Annotated in this window: 12 protein-coding genes; 2 read left to right on the top strand and 10 right to left on the bottom strand. The window is 66.1% G+C overall.

Annotation, left to right across the window (positions count from 1 at the left end; genetic code table 11):
• Positions 1-49 precede the first annotated feature (49 nt).
• The 3 genes from ABQ039_RS06335 to ABQ039_RS06325 form a co-directional block, all read right to left on the bottom strand.
• Positions 50-2,902: a TonB-dependent receptor gene (locus ABQ039_RS06335; protein ID WP_054591499.1), complete on the bottom strand. Its 2,853-nt coding sequence runs from the start codon at positions 2,900-2,902 to the stop codon at positions 50-52.
• A gap of 381 nt (positions 2,903-3,283) precedes the next feature.
• Complete coding sequence (locus ABQ039_RS06330; RefSeq protein WP_184611039.1) at positions 3,284-4,867, bottom strand: sulfotransferase; 1,584 nt, start codon at positions 4,865-4,867, stop codon at positions 3,284-3,286.
• A gap of 40 nt (positions 4,868-4,907) precedes the next feature.
• Positions 4,908-5,366, bottom strand: a complete 459-nt coding sequence (locus ABQ039_RS06325; protein WP_126965754.1) for a hypothetical protein — start codon at positions 5,364-5,366, stop codon at positions 4,908-4,910.
• Between the two features lie 160 nt (positions 5,367-5,526).
• On the opposite strand from ABQ039_RS06325, the gene ABQ039_RS06320 reads away from it, so the two are divergent.
• Positions 5,527-7,029 (top strand): sulfotransferase, encoded by a 1,503-nt coding sequence (locus ABQ039_RS06320; RefSeq protein ID WP_184611042.1) that lies wholly within the window; start codon positions 5,527-5,529, stop codon positions 7,027-7,029.
• 23 nt (positions 7,030-7,052) lie between these two features.
• Here the strand turns inward: ABQ039_RS06320 and ABQ039_RS06315 are convergent, their stop codons facing one another.
• The 7 genes from ABQ039_RS06315 to ABQ039_RS06285 form a co-directional block, all read right to left on the bottom strand.
• Entirely contained in the window at positions 7,053-8,336 is a 1,284-nt protein-coding gene (locus ABQ039_RS06315; protein ID WP_349778444.1) for an aspartyl/asparaginyl beta-hydroxylase domain-containing protein, read from the bottom strand.
• Positions 8,337-8,506: 170 nt separating this feature from the next.
• Positions 8,507-9,472 carry a cation diffusion facilitator family transporter gene (locus ABQ039_RS06310; protein ID WP_349778443.1) on the bottom strand — a complete coding sequence of 322 codons (966 nt, stop codon included), beginning with the start codon at positions 9,470-9,472 and terminating at the stop codon, positions 8,507-8,509.
• 764 nt (positions 9,473-10,236) lie between these two features.
• Positions 10,237-11,139 (bottom strand): 3-hydroxyisobutyrate dehydrogenase, encoded by a 903-nt coding sequence (gene mmsB, locus ABQ039_RS06305; protein ID WP_181097777.1) that lies wholly within the window; start codon positions 11,137-11,139, stop codon positions 10,237-10,239.
• Positions 11,140-11,295: 156 nt separating this feature from the next.
• Positions 11,296-12,483 carry an enoyl-CoA hydratase/isomerase family protein gene (locus ABQ039_RS06300; protein WP_349778546.1) on the bottom strand — a complete coding sequence of 396 codons (1,188 nt, stop codon included), beginning with the start codon at positions 12,481-12,483 and terminating at the stop codon, positions 11,296-11,298.
• On the bottom strand, positions 12,468-13,265 hold the full coding sequence (locus ABQ039_RS06295) for an enoyl-CoA hydratase (RefSeq protein WP_349778545.1): 798 nt from the start codon (positions 13,263-13,265) through the stop codon (positions 12,468-12,470). Before ABQ039_RS06295 ends, ABQ039_RS06300 begins: the two co-directional genes overlap by 16 nt.
• Complete coding sequence (locus ABQ039_RS06290) at positions 13,262-14,443, bottom strand: acyl-CoA dehydrogenase family protein (RefSeq protein ID WP_349778544.1); 1,182 nt, start codon at positions 14,441-14,443, stop codon at positions 13,262-13,264. The genes ABQ039_RS06295 and ABQ039_RS06290 overlap by 4 nt, the downstream gene beginning before the upstream one ends.
• A 10-nt stretch (positions 14,444-14,453) precedes the next feature.
• Complete coding sequence (locus ABQ039_RS06285) at positions 14,454-15,959, bottom strand: CoA-acylating methylmalonate-semialdehyde dehydrogenase (RefSeq protein WP_115510747.1); 1,506 nt, start codon at positions 15,957-15,959, stop codon at positions 14,454-14,456.
• Between the two features lie 123 nt (positions 15,960-16,082).
• Between ABQ039_RS06285 and ABQ039_RS06280 the strand changes: the two genes are divergently transcribed.
• A complete protein-coding gene (locus ABQ039_RS06280) occupies positions 16,083-17,468 on the top strand; it encodes a short-chain fatty acyl-CoA regulator family protein (protein WP_102252527.1) in 1,386 nt (461 codons plus the stop codon).
• The last annotated feature ends 90 nt before the right edge of the window (positions 17,469-17,558 follow it).

The raw sequence follows: 17,558 nt of genomic DNA, 5'->3' as shown, positions 1-17,558 counted from the left end.
CAACGGCGAGCCGAGGCTCGCCGTTGTTTTTACCAGCTTGCAACGTGCCTCAGAAACGCAGGCCCACACTGGTGAAGAAGTAACGACCCGCCTGGTCGTAACCGGCGAGCGAGTTGCCGTTGAAGGTCAGGCTGCCGCCCACCAGCGGCGGCTCCTTGTCGGCGATGTTGTTGATGCCCAAGGTCCAGGTGACGTAATCGCCCAACTGCATCGAACCGGACAGGTCGAAGTAGTTGTACGCCGACACCTTGTTGCCCTGGTTCACCAGGCGTACGTCGGTTGTGCCACGGGTGCCGTCGGTGTTCTGGTAATCCAGCTCACCGATATAACGCCAGCGCAGCCCGACGGTGTAGCGATCGAAGCTGTAGCGCGTGCTCAGCACATGCCGCCATTCGGCACTGTTGCAGGCCACGTTGACCACGCCCGCGCAGTCGTAGGTCACTTCCTGCACACCCGGAACCGGCTCGTACTCCTGCTTGATGGCGTAGCTGCCCATCATCGAGGCGGTCAGGCGCCCGGGGCCAACGCTCCAGGCATACGATGCGGTCAGATCCACGCCCTGGAAATGCAGCGAACCAAAATTGTCCTGGGAATTGAGGATCAGACCGGACACGTCCGGGTCGCTACCGCGGAACAGATCGCCCGTGGTGGCATTGCGGCGCACGCGGCTGCAGATATCCGCATTACCGGTCACGCCGCATGCGGTGAGGATGTTGGACGAGCCGATGCTGCGGATCGCGTCGTCGATCTTGATGTCGTAGTAATCCACGCTCAGATCGAGCCCCTTGATCGGGCTGGCGGCAAAACCGACGGTCCAGGTGTTGGCCGTTTCCGGCTGCAATGTCGTATTGCCGCCGCCGATTTCGTTGTACTGGCCGGCCGGGTTGGCTGCAACGCGGCCGTATTGCGCTGCCGTCACGCCGGTGTTGGCGCACTGGGCCTGGGTGAAGACCGGATTGGCACCGGCGCACGGGTCGCTACCGCTCCATAGCCCGATCGTATTTTCGTTATACAGCTCGGTCACGTTCGGAGCGCGGATCGCACGGTTCCAGCCAGCGCGCAGGTGGTACTTGCCATCGACGAATGTTGCACCCAGACCGGCCTTGTAGGTACTCACGCCACCGGAGGTGTCGTAGTCCGAATAGCGATAGCCAAGCTGCATGTCGAGGTGATCCAGGCTACCGGCCTGCGCCACCAGCGGTACCGCGCCCTCGAGGAACAGTTCCTTGACGCCGATGTCGCCGGACACATTGGAGGTCGGGCCACCCAGGCCGGTGAAGTTGCCGGTCTGCATGTTGCTGTCGGCCACCCGCTTGAAGGTTTCGGTACGGGTCTCGACACCGCCGACCAGACTGATCGGGTTATCGCCGGCCCACGGCAGGCTGTAGCCGAAATTGCCGGTCACATAGGCGTTGAACACGCGCATGGAGGTTTCGTAGTTGACGATACCCACGCCCTGCAATGCCTCTGCCTCTGCTGCGGTGACACTGTCGGTCCACACGCTGTAGGGCACGCAGCCATCGAACGAACCAGGCTGGCAGCCCAGTAGTGCATCGCGGACACGCGTGGTCACGAAGTCGTTCCTGTTTTCCGACTTGGTGGTACTGCGGTTGTAGGTGAACGAGGCGTCGTACGACCAGTTGTCGTTGATGTCGCCCTGGGCGCCGGTAGTGATGCTGAAACTGTTGGTATCCGAGTCGGTGATGCGCGGGCCGCCTTCGACGTTGCGCTTGGCCACGTAGACGGTGAACTCGTCGTCGGTGATGCCCACATCGTTGCACAGGCTGCCGATCACCGAGGTGGCGCAGTTGACGTTGAGGTCGGTGAAAAACGCGCCCGACGGCGCGATCTGGGTCGAACTCTTGCGGTTGACGAACAAGGTTTCGAGATAGGGCTTGAAGTGCTCGTTGACCTCGTACTTGATGTTGGTGCCGGCCGTGTAGCGCGTGTCTGGACGCTGGTAGTAATTCAACGGCGCGAAGTTGTAGAGGTTCGGGGATGCGACCTGCGACCAGGTGCCGCCGGCTGAAGGCTGCACGTAGAACGCGCCAGCCGACGGAGCGACGACATAGAAGTTGGCTGGATCTGCGGTGGCAGAGCCGCCGCAGGCGGTGCCGCGGTTGCTCAATGCGCATGCGGAGTAATCGCGCTGGCCCTGCAGCAGTGGATCGTTTTCGCGCCAGGTGGCCCATGCGGTGGCATGCCCCGCCTCGCCGAAGCTGCCGCCGATGGCCAAATCCACATTGCGGGAGATGCCGTCGAAACCGGAGTTTCCAGTCGGATAATCGTAACCGGCGTCATCCATCAGACCGCGCATCAAGGTGTTGCCGTTGTCGTGCTGGTAGGCGTTGTAGCCCATGTCGACACTGACACCTTCGAACTCGTCGTCGAGCACGAAATTGACCACGCCGGCGACGGCATCGGAGCCGTACACCGCCGAGGCGCCGCCGGTCAGGATGTCCACGCGGCGCACCAGCGCTGCCGGAATGATGCTGATGTCCGGACTCTCGCCGATGCCTTTGGGAATGCGCCTGCCGTTGACCAGGGTCAAGGTGCGCTGCGCGCCCAATCCACGCAGATCGACGGTCGCATACCCCTGCGAGCCATTGTTGGCGAAGTTGTCGAAGCTCGCCGAGAGCTGCGGGTACTGGTTGATCAGATCTTCGACCTTGGTCGAGCCGGTGTACTGGAATTCCTCCTTGTTGATCTCTGCCACCGGACTGGAGGCAGTCATCGTCTGGCTCTTGATGCGCGTACCGGTGACACTGATCGCGTCCAGGCTCTTGAGTTCCGTCGAGGGCTGCTCCTGCGCCATCACGGTTCCCGACAGGGCAAATGCGGCAGCGCCAACCGTGAGCGATACCCGGATGGCGTCGCGCAGCTTGGTGGTCTTCAATCTCATCTCTCTCTCCGAGAAGTTCGAACGGGTGAGCGCGACGCACTGCATCGGCATCTGAGGCAATGCCGGCACGTGCTGCGACGTTGTTGGCAAGCGCATCAAACTGCGCTTCCACACTGGCGAACGGCCGGACGAAAGAGCGCCCGAAAAAACGTTGCCAACCCGATGTTAAGACCACGTTGAGGAGAATTAAAGCGCCATTCAGAAATGCTCCGAATCGGTGCGACGAATCCCCAAAACAGTGCGGAAGTCAGGGAAAAGTGGCCCTATGCCGCCGGTGTCTGATGTAGGGCTCGATGCCGCCACGTGTGTTCGCTCGTCGCTCGCAAGCCGGCCGCGCGCTCACTCGGAGGACTGGACCGGTTGATCAGCCAGCGCCAATCGCTACAACGCTTCGACGCCGGGCACGATCACGCCAGCTGCCTGAAGTCGCCTCAACAACGGCAGCAGTCCGTCCAGATGCCGGCGAGAGCTATGCACCGAGCGTTGGTGGACATCGCCGCGCACCTGCGCCGCGCTCGCAGTCACGAACGGCACATGCTCCAGTTCGGCGATGGTGTCGCTGCGCGCTAGCCCGCACCAGCTCAGCACCCGCGTGATCTGCTGGTCGGTGTCGCGCACCAACTCTTCGTAGTGCACGTCAAGAATGGCGCCGGGCAGCACCGCATGCCAGTGCCGCATGGTCTGTTGGTAGGCCAGGTAGTAATCCGCGAGTTCATCGAGCGCGTACGAGAACGGATAGGCGTTGTAGAACAAGGTCTTGTACATCGCATAACAGGTGTCCAGCGGATCGCGCACCAGATGGATGATGCGTGCGCATGGCAGCGCGGCGGCAATCATGCCGCAATACAGGTAATTGACCGGCATCTTGTCGATGAACACCGGATGGTCGTGCACCAGCTCACGGGCACCGCGCAGATACTCCTGCCCAAGCGCCGCGAGATCGATCTGCAGCGATGCCTGGGCGGCGGTCAGTTCGGGATTGGTCGACAGTACGCCGGAGGTCGCACTGCCGAGCAACGCACCGAAATCCATCAGCTCCCCGGCCGAGCGTGCACCGCCGCGCTGGATCAGCAGGCGCTCCAGCAAGGTGGTGCCGGAGCGTGGCAAACCGACGATGAAGATCGCCCCCTCGCCCGCATGACCGGGCTGCAGTGCGCGCAAGGCAGCCGGGCCGTACGCCTCGCGCACCTGGGCGATATGCGCACACTCGGCAGCAACGTCGTATTGCAAAGTCTTGCGCTTGCAGGCCGCTGCTGCGGTCAATGTCTCGAACGACTCCGCATGCTGGCCCAGGTCCTCCAGCTCCTTGCTCAGGGCGTATAGGCCGGCCGCTCGGGCGGACGGTTCCGACAGCGTGGTCAAGCGGTGACGCAGATCGTCCAGGTGGTTGTGCTGCCCGGTCTGACGCCGGAGCGTGGCGCGCAGGTACAGGGCATCGCCCGTGCCGGGTGCCAGTTGCAATAGCCGCTCCAGGGTGCGCTCAGCCGCATCGAATTCGCCACCAAAGAACTGCATGGTGGCGAGGTCATACAGCAAGCCGGGCTGTTCTCCCAGCAATGTCATCGCATGCCAATACGCATCACGGGCGGCCGCCACCTCGTGGCAGCCGCTGTACAGCGCGCCGATCCGCCACCATGCAGCGCCGTCGGCGGCGGCCAGCGCCTGTGCCTGGCCGGCGACGAGCCGGGCCTCGCGGCGGCGACGCAGCTGCAGCAGCAAACTGGCGTATTTGATCAATAGCGGGAGCGGTGACGTTGCAACCGCCGCGGCCTGTGCGATGCGGTCGGCTGCGGCCTGCGGATCGCCGTTGGCCAGCCGGGCTTCGCTGGCAAGCTCCAGCAGATGCGCATTGCCAGGCTGCTCTGCGCAGGCGCGGTCGGCGAACACGGCGGCCTCGGCATAACGTCCCTGACGCAACAGTTGATACCCGTTGTGCAACAGTGCGCGCAGCTGTCTCTCAGTCATTCGTTCTCTTCTGTCTGTTGCGATGCCGTCGTTGGCCTGGCTAGTCGATACGGCGGGCGCGTAGCGCCACACCGGCAGCGGTGACCAGCATGTAGCTTCCCATTGCGGCCTTGCGGATCACCACGACCTCGCCCTCGGCCAGCGGCCCGCGGCTGGTCGCTTCCGTCAGCGCCCAACGCTGGCGACTGTCCAGCGACACGATGCGCGTACCGTCTGGCTGATACGCCACTGCAAGCACCTTCGCGGTGAGTTGCGCAGGCGCTGACTGCTGCGCGCCTGTCGCTGCCGAGGCCTGTTGGCTGCTGCGGCCGAATGCCCTGACTGCCCTGTCCGCCTCCGCCGCCCGCACCGCCTGCGTTGGCGGGAAGCTGGCGTCATAGCAGGCCAGCCGCGGCAAGGGATCGAGTACTGCGGCGCAGCGATGCGTCGGCACGTCCTGCGCCGATGCCGCCCAGGCGCAGCTCAACACCGTCAGCCCCCACACCACTCGCTTGTGCATGCGCGCATCTTCACTCGTCGATTGCAGCAGAGCATACAAGGCAAGCGGCGCACACAGGAAAGACCGCTCATCACCGTCCGCCACGGGCCGATTGAACGCACCGACGGCGCCGCCTAAGCTGCAGGTCTCCCACCCGCTGCAAGAATGCCTGGAAAACGCCTTGGACCCGTCCTTGCAGCACGCCGCACGCTTACTGCAACAAGGCCATCTGGCGCAGGCGATCGCCGCTTACCGCCGCATCCTGCAGGCGCAGCCCCGATGCGCCGATGCCTGGTACAACCTGGGATATCTGCTGCGCCAGACCGGTGAGGCATCCGCCGCACTGGACGCTTATGCGCAGGCATTGCAGCACGGTGCCGCGCTGCCGGAGCAAATCCATCTCAATCGCGCCGCGTTGCTGAGCGACCATCTACATCAGGAGGCGGCAGCGCTGAAGGAACTTGATCTGGCACTGCAGTGCCGGCCGGACTACGCCCCGGCCTTGCTCAATCTGGGCAACCTGCAGGAAGAGCTGGGCGCACGCGACCAGGCGGTCGCCGCCTATCGCCGACTGCTCGCCAGTCCTCCTGTCGATGCCCAGACACGGGCGCTGCAGCTGCAAGCCACCGCACGCCTGCTGCACCTGGATCCTCCCACGCATGCGCAGGACACACGCCTGCTTGCACTTGCGCAGGCAGGCTCGGTCGCGGGGCAGGATCCTGCGTTGACGGCCACGCTGCTGCATGCAGTGGCCCATGCCTATGACCGCCTCGGCCTGCACAGCCAGGCATTCGCTGCGGCCAGTGCCGCCAACCGGCATGGCCATGCACATGCGCGGCGCTACGACCCGATCCGCACACAACAGCAGTTCGACAGCATCGCTGCGGTATTTGCCGATGCAAGCGACGCGCGCCAGCCACCGCCCATGGATGCTGTCGGCGACGCGGTGCCGGCACTGTTTATCTGCGGCATGTTCCGCTCCGGCTCCACCTTGATCGAACAGGCCTTGTCGCGCCACTCGTGCATTGCTGCAGGGGGCGAACTGGATGCGTTGCCGCGACTGGTCGCACAGTCGCTGTCGCCGTTCCCGCAAGCCGCGCAGCATCTGTCCTCGCACACGCTGGCGCAGCTGGCCGCGGCCTATCGTCGACGCGTGGCTGCGGCCGTTCCCCATCACGCGCAACTGCGCTACATCACCGACAAGCGCCCCGACAACTTTCTGCTGATCGGGCTGATCAAACAGCTGTTTCCGGCGGCCAGGATCGTGCACACACGTCGTCACCCGCTGGACAACGGGCTGTCGATCTTCATGCAGCAGCTCAATCCGCAACGCTTTGACTATGCGGGCCGGCTGGAGGACATCGGGCATTTCTATGCCGCCTACCAGCGACTGATGGCGCATTGGCTGTCGCTGTATCCGGACAGCATCCACACGTTCGACTACGACGCCTTTGTCGCCGCGCCGGAGCCCAGCCTGCGCGCACTGCTGGACTTTTTGCAGTTGCCCTGGGAACCGGATTGCCTGGATTTCCACAAGGCGCCTGGAGCCGTCAAAACAGCCAGCTACTGGCAGGTGCGCCAACCCCTGCATGGCGATGCGTCCGGACGCTGGAAACCCTACGCGACCCAGCTTGCTCCGCTGCGCGACACACTTGCCCGGTTCGGCATCATGCCTGCGGACTGAACCGGCCGACTACCGGCACCACCTCATCCCGCACGGTGGCGCGCAATCGCCGTCTCCATGGCATTGACCATCTGCCGCTCCTCCTGGCTCAGCAGCGGGTTCCAGACATCGAAGATCAGCACCGCACGCTGCTGCGCGCTCGCGTTGCGCGCCTCATGCTCGATCGAGTCGTCGAACACCAGTACCTTGCCGACCTCCCACTGCCGCCAGTCGTAACCGACCCGGAAGCTGCAGCCCTCGGGCACGATCAACGGAAGATGCGCCACCAGACGTGCGTTGGTCTCGCCGTGGTGCGGCGGAATGACCGTCTGCGGCGCAAGCACCGAAAACATCGCGTTCGGGCACACGCCGTCGATCTGCGCCGCATCGACCAATGCCAACGCGGCGGCGGTTGCCGGGCACTGCCGCAGATGTTCATCCACCGGCTGTCCATGTGCCCACAACGGATAGGAACTCCATGCCGGCGAATGGTTGAGGTCCTTCCACTGATTGACCGGCTGGTCCGGCGCGTAGGCGATGTACGGCGCAAAGCCGCCCTTGTCCTCGTGCATGACGGCGCGCAGTTCCTGCGCGATCGCCGCGGTGTGACGCTGTACTGCAGCGATCCAGGGAAACGCGTCCGGCGGGTGAAACGGCAGGGCTGGCAGTCGCGGGATGTACAAGCGGTTGGAGTGGGAATGGAACGGGCGACTGCGCCCGCATGCGATCGCGGCCGCTTCCGCCCAGCGTCCTGCGAGTGCGGCGTCCACGGCGATGCCAGGAGCGTCCAGGACGGCGCGCAATTGCGCCTCCAGCTCAAGCGTGTCCTGCTCCACCGCCTGCGTGGCCAGGGCCAGCTTGCGACGCAACACCGCAGGCCATTGCGGCTCCGGCGGCGCGACCTTCAGCGCATCGCGATAGACACTAGCGGCGGCGCGCGGACGGCCGCGTGCCTGCAGGAATGCGGCCTTTGCCAGCAGCCCGGGCAGGAAGTACGCATCCAGCGCCAGCGCCGCGCTGATGGCCTGCCATTCGCCATCCACATCGCCTTGCGCCTGCTTCACCACCGCAATGGTCAGCACGATCATCGGATCGCCCGGGCTGCTTGCGCGTGCGCCTGCCAGGTATTCCAGCGCCGCCGTTGCATCGCCGCGCTGGTAGGCGTGCACGCCCAGGCTGTACAAGGCCTGCGGGTGCGTCGGCGCCAACTGGCGCACCTGTGTCCACAATTGCTCGGCCTGTTGCCATTGCCCGGCCGATGCTGCCGCGCCCGCCTCGGCGATCAGCGCGGCGATGCGTTCGTTGCGTTGTTCGATCTGTACCGCCATCGCGCCGCCGGCCTCGCAGTCTTCCCCGGCTCGATCATACGACCTGGGCGGCAGCCAGGAAGCAGGACGGTTCTCCCCTGGATCGGACCCGATGACCTGGCTGGGCGCTGCTCCAGGCAACGCCATGCCACCGCCAGTCAGGCAATAAGCCTATTGGCGGCGTGGTCCGCTTAGTGCGCGTGGCCGCCGTGCGAATGCGCGTGACCACGGTGATCGTCATGCGCGGCGCCTTGCGCGGCCGGGGCCGCGCCACACGGCTCGGTGCCGCAGTCGCCACTCTCCACCTGCAGGGTGACGTGGGTGATCTCGAAACGCGCGTGCAGCAGCTCGGCGAGGGCGTCGCGCAGGCGGTCGCGGTCGGTGGTTTCGCTGACCACCACGTGTGCGGTGAGCGCGGGCGTGCTGGAGGCCAGTGCCCAGACATGCAGGTCGTGCACGTCTTCGACGCCGGGGTAGCTGCTCAGCGCCTGCTGCACCTGCGGCAGATCGATGCCTTTGGGCACGCCTTCTAGCAGCACGTTGATCGCCTCGCGCAGCAGCACCCAGGTGCGCGGCAGCACCCACAGGCCGATCAGCACGGCCAGCACCGGGTCGATCCACTGCCAACCGGCCCAGCGGATCAGCAGTGCGCCGATGATCACCGCCACCGAGCCAAGCATGTCGCTCCAGACCTCCAGATAGGCCCCCTTGACGTTCAGGCTCTCGCCGCTGCCGGCGTGCAGCAACTTCATGGCGATCAGATTGATCACCAGGCCGAAGCCGGCGATCAGCAGCATGCCGCTGGAGGAAATATCCTGCGGTGCGCGGAAGCGCTGCGCGGCCTCCCAGAGAATGTAGGCGCCGACTGCGAACAACAGCGCGCCGTTCGCCAGCGCGCCGAGCGCTTCCAGCCGCACATAGCCATAGGTGCGGCGCGCATCGGCAGGACGACGGCTCAGGCGCACGGCAAGCAGGGCGATCATCAGGCCGACGGTGTCGGTGGCCATATGTGCGGCGTCGGACAGCAGCGCCAGGCTGTTGGTGATGAACGCACCTATGACTTCCGCCAGCAGGAACGTGGCGGTCAGTCCTAGCGCCCACCACAGCGGTGTCTCGTGGCGGATGTCGCTGGGTGCGTGGTTGTGGTCGTGTCCCATGGATGCGGTGGCCTCGTGCAATGCGCGCACCTTAGGCGCACGCGATGGCGGAGACTATTACACCCGGGCGTGATGACATCACATCACGCGAGCGCGGCGCTGCACCTTGTTGCCCAGGGCGGGTAGCGACTTGGAGCGGCCAACAGAACCTCTCAAACGCCGCAGCGATGGCGACAACGCGTCGGCCACCCTCGCTTTCGTTAGCGGGTGGAGTGATGTCGTATTGGCAGTGACATTGTTCGGATAGAAAGAAGCCGATCAGACCGCACCTCGCCGGACGGCTGCGCTGCATGCACCACCTACCCCTGCTTGCAACCATGCATACCGACCATCGTGACTGGTCCTTGCCCGCCCACCGTCGCGGGACCTTACGCGGCATGGATGCCGCGTAAGAGCCTACATGGACGTACTTGCGGTGTGTCCTGCGATGGTGGGCGGGCAAGGGCCCTGCAGCAAAACCACAGCGTCGAGTGCGCGGTGCCCGCACCGCATCAGACAGTTTGCTGGCTGTGTTATTGAAAAAACATGCACACCGATCAACTCGACTGGTCCTTGCCCGCCCACCGTCGCGGGACCTTACGCGGCATGGATGCCGCGTAAGAGCCTACATGGACGTACTTGCGGCGTGTCCTGCGAGGGTGGGCGGGCAAGGGCCCTGCAGCCAAGCCGCAGATCATTCGCTCTACCGCCGATGCCCCCAGTTCGATCAACTCTCCAGACGGATGCGAAGTGCCACTCCGACTACCCCTCCCTGTCAGCCGCTCTCAAACCTTGGCCACCAGCTTGATCACGCTGGAGAAATCCAGCGCACCGTTACCGGCCTGGCTGTTCATCGCGTACAGATTGCGCGCAAGCTCGCCGAGCGGAATCGACACGCCCGCCTGCACTGCGGATTCGGCGACCAGCCCCAGGTCCTTGAGCATCAGATCGTTGCCGAAGCCGCCGCTGTAACCGCGCGATGCCGGCGCGCTGGGCAACACGCCCGGCCACGGATTGCACACTTCGGTGGCCCAGCTGCGCCCGGTGCTGACCGCCATCATCTGCGACAGCACCGCCGGGTCCAGCCCCTGCGCAACGCCGAGCGCCAGCGCCTCGCCGGTGGCGGCCATGATCACGCCCAGCGCCATGTTGTTGCACAGTTTGGCGACCTGGCCGGCGCCGTTGTCGCCAACGTGGAAGATGTTCTTGCCCATTGCCTGCAACACCGGCCGCGCGCGCTCCAATACCTGCGCGGCGCCGCCGACGATAAACGTCAGGCTGCCTGCCGCCGCACCCGCCGTGCCGCCGGAGACCGGCGCATCCAGCACCGCCAGGCCACGCGCCTGCGCCTCGGCGGCGAGCTTGCGTGCGCTGGCGGGTGCGATGGTGCTGCAATCGATCACCAGGGCGCCTTCGGGAATCTGCGCCAGAATCCCGGCCTCGCCCAGGTACAGCGCTTCGACATGGCGGCTGGCCGGCAGCATCGAGATCACGATCTCGGCGTCGGCCAGGGTGTCGTGTGCGGAGCTGGCGGCATGCGCGCCGGCAGCGACTGCCGCGTCCAGCGCAGCGGGCACCAGATCGAACACCCGCAGCTGGTGCCCGGCCTTGCTCAGGTTGGCGGCCATCGGCCCGCCCATATTGCCCAGGCCGATAAAAGCGATCTTGCTCATGGTGTGGTTTTCCAGGGTTGGGCGGCCATCACCAACTGGCGCGGCCGTTGAATGGTGTGCCCGGCCGCAGCGCAGCGCGGCAAACGGGCGCAGTGGCGTCCCTCGGTCCTGCAATGCGCATGCTGCTCAGCGCACGCATCCGCCGACCGTTTGCACTCCCGCGTCAGCGACTCAACCTGCACCAAGATCGGCAAGCGGATGCCGTGCAGGCGGCCAGGGCGATTGCAGGAATGCCGCCGCCCATTGCGCGTCGGCCTGTTCGAGCGCGGCAGGCTGCCACTGCGGCGTGCGGTCCTTGTCGATCAACAGCGCGCGAATGCCTTCGGCGAAGTCGCCATGCGCGGCGGCATGCAGCGCCACCACGTACTCGGTGCGAAAGGTGTCGGCCAGCGTGCCGGTGCCCGGGTGACGTTGCAGCTCCCAGGCCAGGCGCGCCGAGCCGGGGGCGCCGGCCGCCAGCGTTGCACGCGCGGCCTGCAGCCAGGCATCTTCGCTTTGCAGTGCCAGGATTGCGGCGACCACCTCCTGCAGCGTCTGGCCTGCCACCACTTGCGCGATCAGCGCCGCATGCACCTGCAGCGGGCCCGGCTCCAGCGGTTGCGCAATCCCGTGCAGGAATGCGCCGAGCTGGGCGCGATCCTCATCGGCATCGCCTGTCCAGGCATGCGCGTCCAGGGCGTCCAGCACTGCCGCGTATTGCGCATGCTCCAGGCGCACATCCGCAAGCCCGGCATAAATGGCATCGCTGGCGTCCAGCGGCGCGCCGGTCAGTGCCAGGAACAATCCGGCGCTGTGCGGCACGCGGCGCAACAACCAGCTGCCACCCACGTCGGGAAACAGGCCGACACTGATCTCCGGCATCGCCAGCCGCGAGCGCTCGGTGACCACACGATGGCTGGCGCCGGACATCAGGCCGATGCCGCCGCCCATGACGATGCCGTGGCCCCAGCACAGCAGCGGCTTCGGGTAAGTGTGGATGCGATGGTCGAGCCGATATTCCTCTTCGAAGAACGCAGCGGCGTGCGCATTGCCCTGCGGTTGCGCGCGACGTTGCTGCGCATCCGGCACCGCCTCGCGATGCGCGCGCATGCTCTGGTACAGACCATGCAGATCGCCACCCGCGCAGAACGCCTTCTCGCCTGCGCCACGCAGCACCACGCAGGCAATCTGTGTATCGTCGGCCCAGATGCGCAACTGTGCATCCAGCAGGCGCGTCATCTGCAGGGACAGGCCGTTGAGCGTCCTGGGCGCATTCAAGGTGGCGATACCGATGCGATGCCCGTCGGCGCAATCGCGTTGTTCGAACAGCACCGGGGCTTCTTCGGGGAGGCTCACATCCAGCATCAGCCATTGCTCCATTGCGGTGCGCGCTTCTCGAGAAAGGCCGCCACTCCCTCGGCCTGATCCGCCTGCTCGAACAGGTCGACGAAGGCTTCGCGCTCTGCCACCAGCGCGGCGGCATGCGTGCCGTGGCGGGTGGACTGCACCAGGCGCTTGCACGCCGCAACGCTGGCCGGACTCTGCTTGCCGGCGCGCTGTGCCCAGGCAATGGCCAGCGCGCGCGACTCGCCCGTGCCCACCACCTCTTCCACCAGGCCGATGCGGTGCGCGGTGGCGGCATCCAGACGCTCGCCGAGCAGGATCATGCGCTTGGCCCAGCCCTCGCCGACCAGGCGCGGCAGGTTCTGGGTGCCGCCGGCGCACGGCAACAAGCCGACGCTGGCTTCCGGCAAAGCCAGTTGCGCGTGCTGCTCGGCAATGCGCAGATCGCAGGCCAGCGCGCACTCCAGGCCACCACCCATCGCATAGCCGTTGATGGCGGCGATCGACACGCCGCGAAACGCGCTCAAGGCTTCGAAGGCTTCGCCGAAGCGCCGCGCGGCCTCCCGTGCAGCAGCCTTGTCGCCATCGGCAAACTGCTTGAGATCGGCGCCGGCACTGAAGAACTTCTCGCCGTCGCCAGTGATCACCAGCGCGTAGATGCTGCGGTCCGCATCCAGCGCGCGGACCAGATCGCGCAAGGCTGCAAGACTGTGCACGGTCCAGGTGTTGGCCGGCGGATTGCGCAGGGTGACGATGGCAACATGGCCGTCGCGTTCGACCTGCAAGCCGGTATGCGTGCGCGTTGCCCAATCGCTCATCGCAATTCCTCCTCACCGTTGAGCAGGTGGCGCGCAATGATCATGCGCATCACCTCGTTGGTGCCTTCCAGGATGCGGTGCACGCGGCTGTCGCGCAGCAGGCGCTCGATCGGATACTCGCGGATATAGCCGTAGCCGCCGTGGATCTGCAAGGCATCGTCGCAGATCGCAAAGCCGGCGTCGGTGGCAAAGCGCTTGGCCATCGCGCACCACACGGTGGCATCGTGGCTGCCGGCATCGAGCTTGCGCGCAGCGGTGTGCACCATCTGCCGCGCGGCCACCAGTTGCGTGGCCATGTCGGCCAGTTTGAATTGCAGCGCCTGGAAATCGGCCAGCTTCTTGCCGAACTGCCGGCGCTCGCCCATGTAGCGGCGGGCGGCATCCAGCGCGCCTTGCGCCGCTCCCAACGAGCAGGCGGCAATATTGATGCGGCCGCCGTCCAGCGCCTTCATCGCCATCTTGAAACCTTCGCCTTCCTTGCCCAGCAGATTGCCGGCCGGAATGCGCACGTTCTCGAAGCTCACCCCGCGCGTGGGCTGGCTGTTCCAGCCCATTTTCTCTTCCTTGCGGCCGTAGCTGATGCCGGGCGCATCGGCGGGCACCACGAAGGCGCTGATGCCGCGCGCGCCGTCGTCGCCGGTGCGGGCCATCACCACCAGCACATCGGTGGCGCCCGCGCCGGAGATGAAGGCCTTGCTGCCGTTGAGCAGGTAGCTGTCGCCGTCGCGCTGTGCACGCGTCTTGAGCGAGGCCGCGTCCGAGCCGGCACCCGGCTCGGTGAGGCAGTACGAGCCCAGCTTGGCGCCGCTGGTCATCGCCTCGCCCCACTGCGCGCGCACCGCGTCGTTGCCGTAACTGGCGATCAACCAGGTGGCCATGTTGTGGATGCTGATGAACGCCGAGGTGGATGGATCGACCGTGGCGAGTTCCTCGAACACCACCGCGGCATCGAGCCGGCGCATGCCCAGGCCGCCCACGCCTTCATCGGTGTACAGCCCGCAGAATCCCAGCTCGGCCGCCTTGGCGATCGCCTCGCGCGGGAAGTGGCTTTCCGCATCCCACTGCGCGGCGTGCGGTGCGAGTTCCTTGTCGGCAAAGTCGCGCGCGGCAGCGCGGAAGGCTTCCTGCTCGTCATTCAAATCGGCTGTATTGGCGTGTAGCTGGATGGCTGCATTCATGGCGATCGTGTCACTTGAGGGAGATGGTGGTGTTGACGCCGTGGCCCAGCGTTTCATCGTCGAACCAGCGCGCGGTCACGGTCTTGGTCTGGGTGTAGAACATCACCACCTGCTTGCCGTACGGGCCCAGGTCGCCGAGCTTGGAGGCACGCGACCCGGTGAACGAGAACAGCGGCACCGGCACCGGGATCGGCACGTTGATGCCGACCTGGCCCACGTCGATGTCTTCCTGAAAACGCCGCGCCGCCGCACCGGACTGGGTGAACAAGGCGGTGCCATTGCCATTGGGGTTGGCATTGACCAGGGCGATGGCCTCGTCCAGCGTGGCCGCCTCCAGGATCACCAGCACCGGGCCGAAGATTTCCTCGTCGTAGATGCGCATGCCCGGCCGCACGCCGGAGAAGATCGTCGGGCCGACGAAGTTGCCCTGCTCGAAGCCCGGCACGCTGGGCGCGCGCCCATCCAGTTCCAGTGTGGCGCCCTGCTCGACGCCGGAGGCGATCAAGCCTTCCACACGCTCGCGCGCCGCGCAGGAGATCAGCGGCCCGACCTCGGTGCCCGGCGCATTGCCCGCGCCCAGGGTCAGGCCCTTGGCCTTGGCCACCAGCGCCGGAATCCATTGCCGCGCCTCGCCCACCAGCACCAGCGTGGACGCCGCCATGCAGCGCTGGCCGGCCGCACCGAAGGCGGCGCCGACCATCGCATTGAGCGTCTGCTCCTGATTGGCGTCCGGCAGCACCACGGCATGGTTTTTCGCACCCATCATGCATTGCACGCGCTTGCCTGCCAGCGAGGCGCGCCGATAGACGTGCGTGCCGACCCGGGTCGACCCGACAAACGACAGCGCCTTGATGTCCGGGTGGTCGCACAACGCGTTGACCACGTCTTCGCCGCCGTGCACGACATTAAGCACGCCCTTGGGAATGCCCGCCTCCAGCGCCAATTCCACCAGCCGCATGGTTACCATCGGGTCCTGCTCGGATGGCTTGAGCACGAAGGTGTTGCCGGTGGCGATGGCCATCGGAAACATCCACAACGGAATCATCGCCGGGAAGTTGAATGGGGTGATGCCCGCGCACACGCCCAGCGGCTGCAGCAGGCTATAGGTGTCCACGCCGTTGGCGACGTTGTTGGCCAACTCGCCCAACTGCAGGTTGCCGATCGCCGCGGCGTGTTCCACCACTTCCAGCCCGCGGAACACATCGCCTTCGGCATCGGCCAGGGTCTTGCCCTGCTCGGCGCTGAGCAGCGCGGCCAGCTCGGGCATGTGCTCGCGGATCAGCTGCTGGTATTTGAGGAAGATGCGCGCACGCGTGCCGATCGGGGTCTTGCGCCAGCTCACGAAGGCCTGGCTGGCCGCCGCCACCGCCGCGGCCACTTCGCCGGTGGTGGCGAACGGCACCTGTGCCAGCACCGACTGATCGGCCGGGTTGACCACGTCCTGCCAGTGGGTGCTGGCGGAGGTGACGAACTGGCCGTCGATCAACAGGGGAACGCGCGGGACGGAATCACTCATTGCAGGGTCGCTCGCAGAAGGTCGCTACGGATACTTCGCATTGTTCGCACCGGGACCTGGCATTCCCAGCCCGAGACTGCTTAATCGCGCTAAGCTGCCGCCACTATTTTGCGAATCTTGCGAATGCCGCAGTCGTCCCTCCCGCTCCGCCACCAGCTCGGCCTGCGCCTGCAGCGGCTGCGCCAGCGCCACGGCCTGACCCAGGCGGAGCTGGCGCGCCGGCTCGGGCTGTCGCCGAGTTATCTCAACCAGATCGAGCGCAACCAGCGCCCCCTGACCCTGGCAATCCAGCAGCGGCTCAAGGCCACCCTGGGCGATCTGGACGGCCTGCTCGACCTGGACGACCCCGCCGCGCTGGTCGAGCCGCTGGACGAATCGCTGCGCAGCCTGGGCCACAGCCTCTCGGCCGCCGAGCTGCGCGTGCTCACCGGCAACCTGCCGCAGGTGGCCCAGGCCCTGCTAGACCTGCACCGCGCCCACCAGCACCTGCTCGAGCGCACCGCCGCACTGGAAATACAGATCGGCGCCGACCACGCCGCACTGCCCTCGCTGTCGCCGGGCGAGCAGGTGCGCGATTACTTCAACCGCGCGCACAACTATCTGCCGGAACTGGATGAGCGCGCCGAGGCGCTGTATGCCGAACTCGGCCTGACCTCGGACAACCTGCCGCTGCGGCTGCGCCAACGCCTGGCCGATCGCCACGGCCTGCTGGTGCAGGACGCGCCCGATCTGCACAGCGACAAGCGCAGTGTGGATACGCAGGCGCGCGTGCTATGGCTGCCCGCGCATCTGCGCCCTGGTCAGCAGGCCTTCCAGATGGCCGCGCAACTGGCCTTGCTGGAATGCGCGCCCTTGCTCGACGCACGCATCGCCGACGCCGGCTTCGAAGATGCCGAGCGTATCGCGTTGTCACGGATCGGGCTGTCGAACTATTTCGCCGGCGCGCTGGTGATGCCGTATGGCCAATTCCTGCGCAGCGCCCAACGCTCGCGCTACGACATCGAATGGCTGGCCGATCGCTTCGGCGTCGGCTTCGAGGCGGTCTGCCACCGGCTCAGCACCTTGCAGCGGCGCGGTGCGGCCGGGCTGCCGATCTTCTTCATGCGGGTCGATCGTGCCGGCAACGTGTCCAAGCGCCACTCGGCCACAGATTTCCACTTCTCGCATGTCGGCGGCGCCTGCCCGCTGTGGATCGTCTACGAGGCCTTCAACCAGCCCGACCGCATCCTGACCCAGATCGCGCGCATGCCCGATGGCCGGCGCTACTTCTGGCTGGCGCGCCAGGTCAGCAGCGGCGCGCCCGGCTACGGCCGCCCGCGCAAGACCTTTGCGTTGGCGATGGGCTGCGACCTGCGCCATGCCGATCAACTGGTGTATGCGCGCGGCTGGGACCTGGACGCGGTGGACGATGCGGTGCCGATCGGCCCGGGTTGCCTGACCTGCGAACGCAACGACTGCGTGCAGCGCGCCTTTCCGGCATTGCCCCGGTTATCTGCCCACCCGCGCTAGTGCAGAACCCTGGTCCGTCGCGCCGACCAGGCAACCTTGGTCCGCGGTACAGGCCACGCACACCGCAACTGTGACCGGGCAGACGCTACC

Source organism: Xanthomonas sp. WHRI 6108 (genome assembly GCF_040202385.2).
Classification (GTDB): domain Bacteria; phylum Pseudomonadota; class Gammaproteobacteria; order Xanthomonadales; family Xanthomonadaceae; genus Xanthomonas; species Xanthomonas arboricola.
This window is presented reverse-complemented; position numbering and strand designations above follow the sequence as displayed.

Excerpts from the sequence above, each read along its gene's own strand:
- ABQ039_RS06290 (WP_349778544.1), bottom strand. The coding sequence starts at position 14,443 with ATGAATGCAGCCATCCAGCTACACGCCAATACAGCCGATTTGAATGAC.
- ABQ039_RS06325 (WP_126965754.1), bottom strand. The coding sequence starts at position 5,366 with ATGCACAAGCGAGTGGTGTGGGGGCTGACGGTGTTGAGCTGCGCCTGG.
- ABQ039_RS06330 (WP_184611039.1), bottom strand. The coding sequence starts at position 4,867 with ATGACTGAGAGACAGCTGCGCGCACTGTTGCACAACGGGTATCAACTG.
- ABQ039_RS06300 (WP_349778546.1), bottom strand. The coding sequence starts at position 12,483 with ATGGAGCAATGGCTGATGCTGGATGTGAGCCTCCCCGAAGAAGCCCCG.
- ABQ039_RS06280 (WP_102252527.1), top strand. The coding sequence starts at position 16,083 with ATGCCGCAGTCGTCCCTCCCGCTCCGCCACCAGCTCGGCCTGCGCCTG.
- ABQ039_RS06295 (WP_349778545.1), bottom strand. The coding sequence starts at position 13,265 with ATGAGCGATTGGGCAACGCGCACGCATACCGGCTTGCAGGTCGAACGC.
- ABQ039_RS06335 (WP_054591499.1), bottom strand. The coding sequence starts at position 2,902 with ATGAGATTGAAGACCACCAAGCTGCGCGACGCCATCCGGGTATCGCTC.
- ABQ039_RS06310 (WP_349778443.1), bottom strand. The coding sequence starts at position 9,472 with ATGGGACACGACCACAACCACGCACCCAGCGACATCCGCCACGAGACA.
- ABQ039_RS06285 (WP_115510747.1), bottom strand. The coding sequence starts at position 15,959 with ATGAGTGATTCCGTCCCGCGCGTTCCCCTGTTGATCGACGGCCAGTTC.
- ABQ039_RS06315 (WP_349778444.1), bottom strand. The coding sequence starts at position 8,336 with ATGGCGGTACAGATCGAACAACGCAACGAACGCATCGCCGCGCTGATC.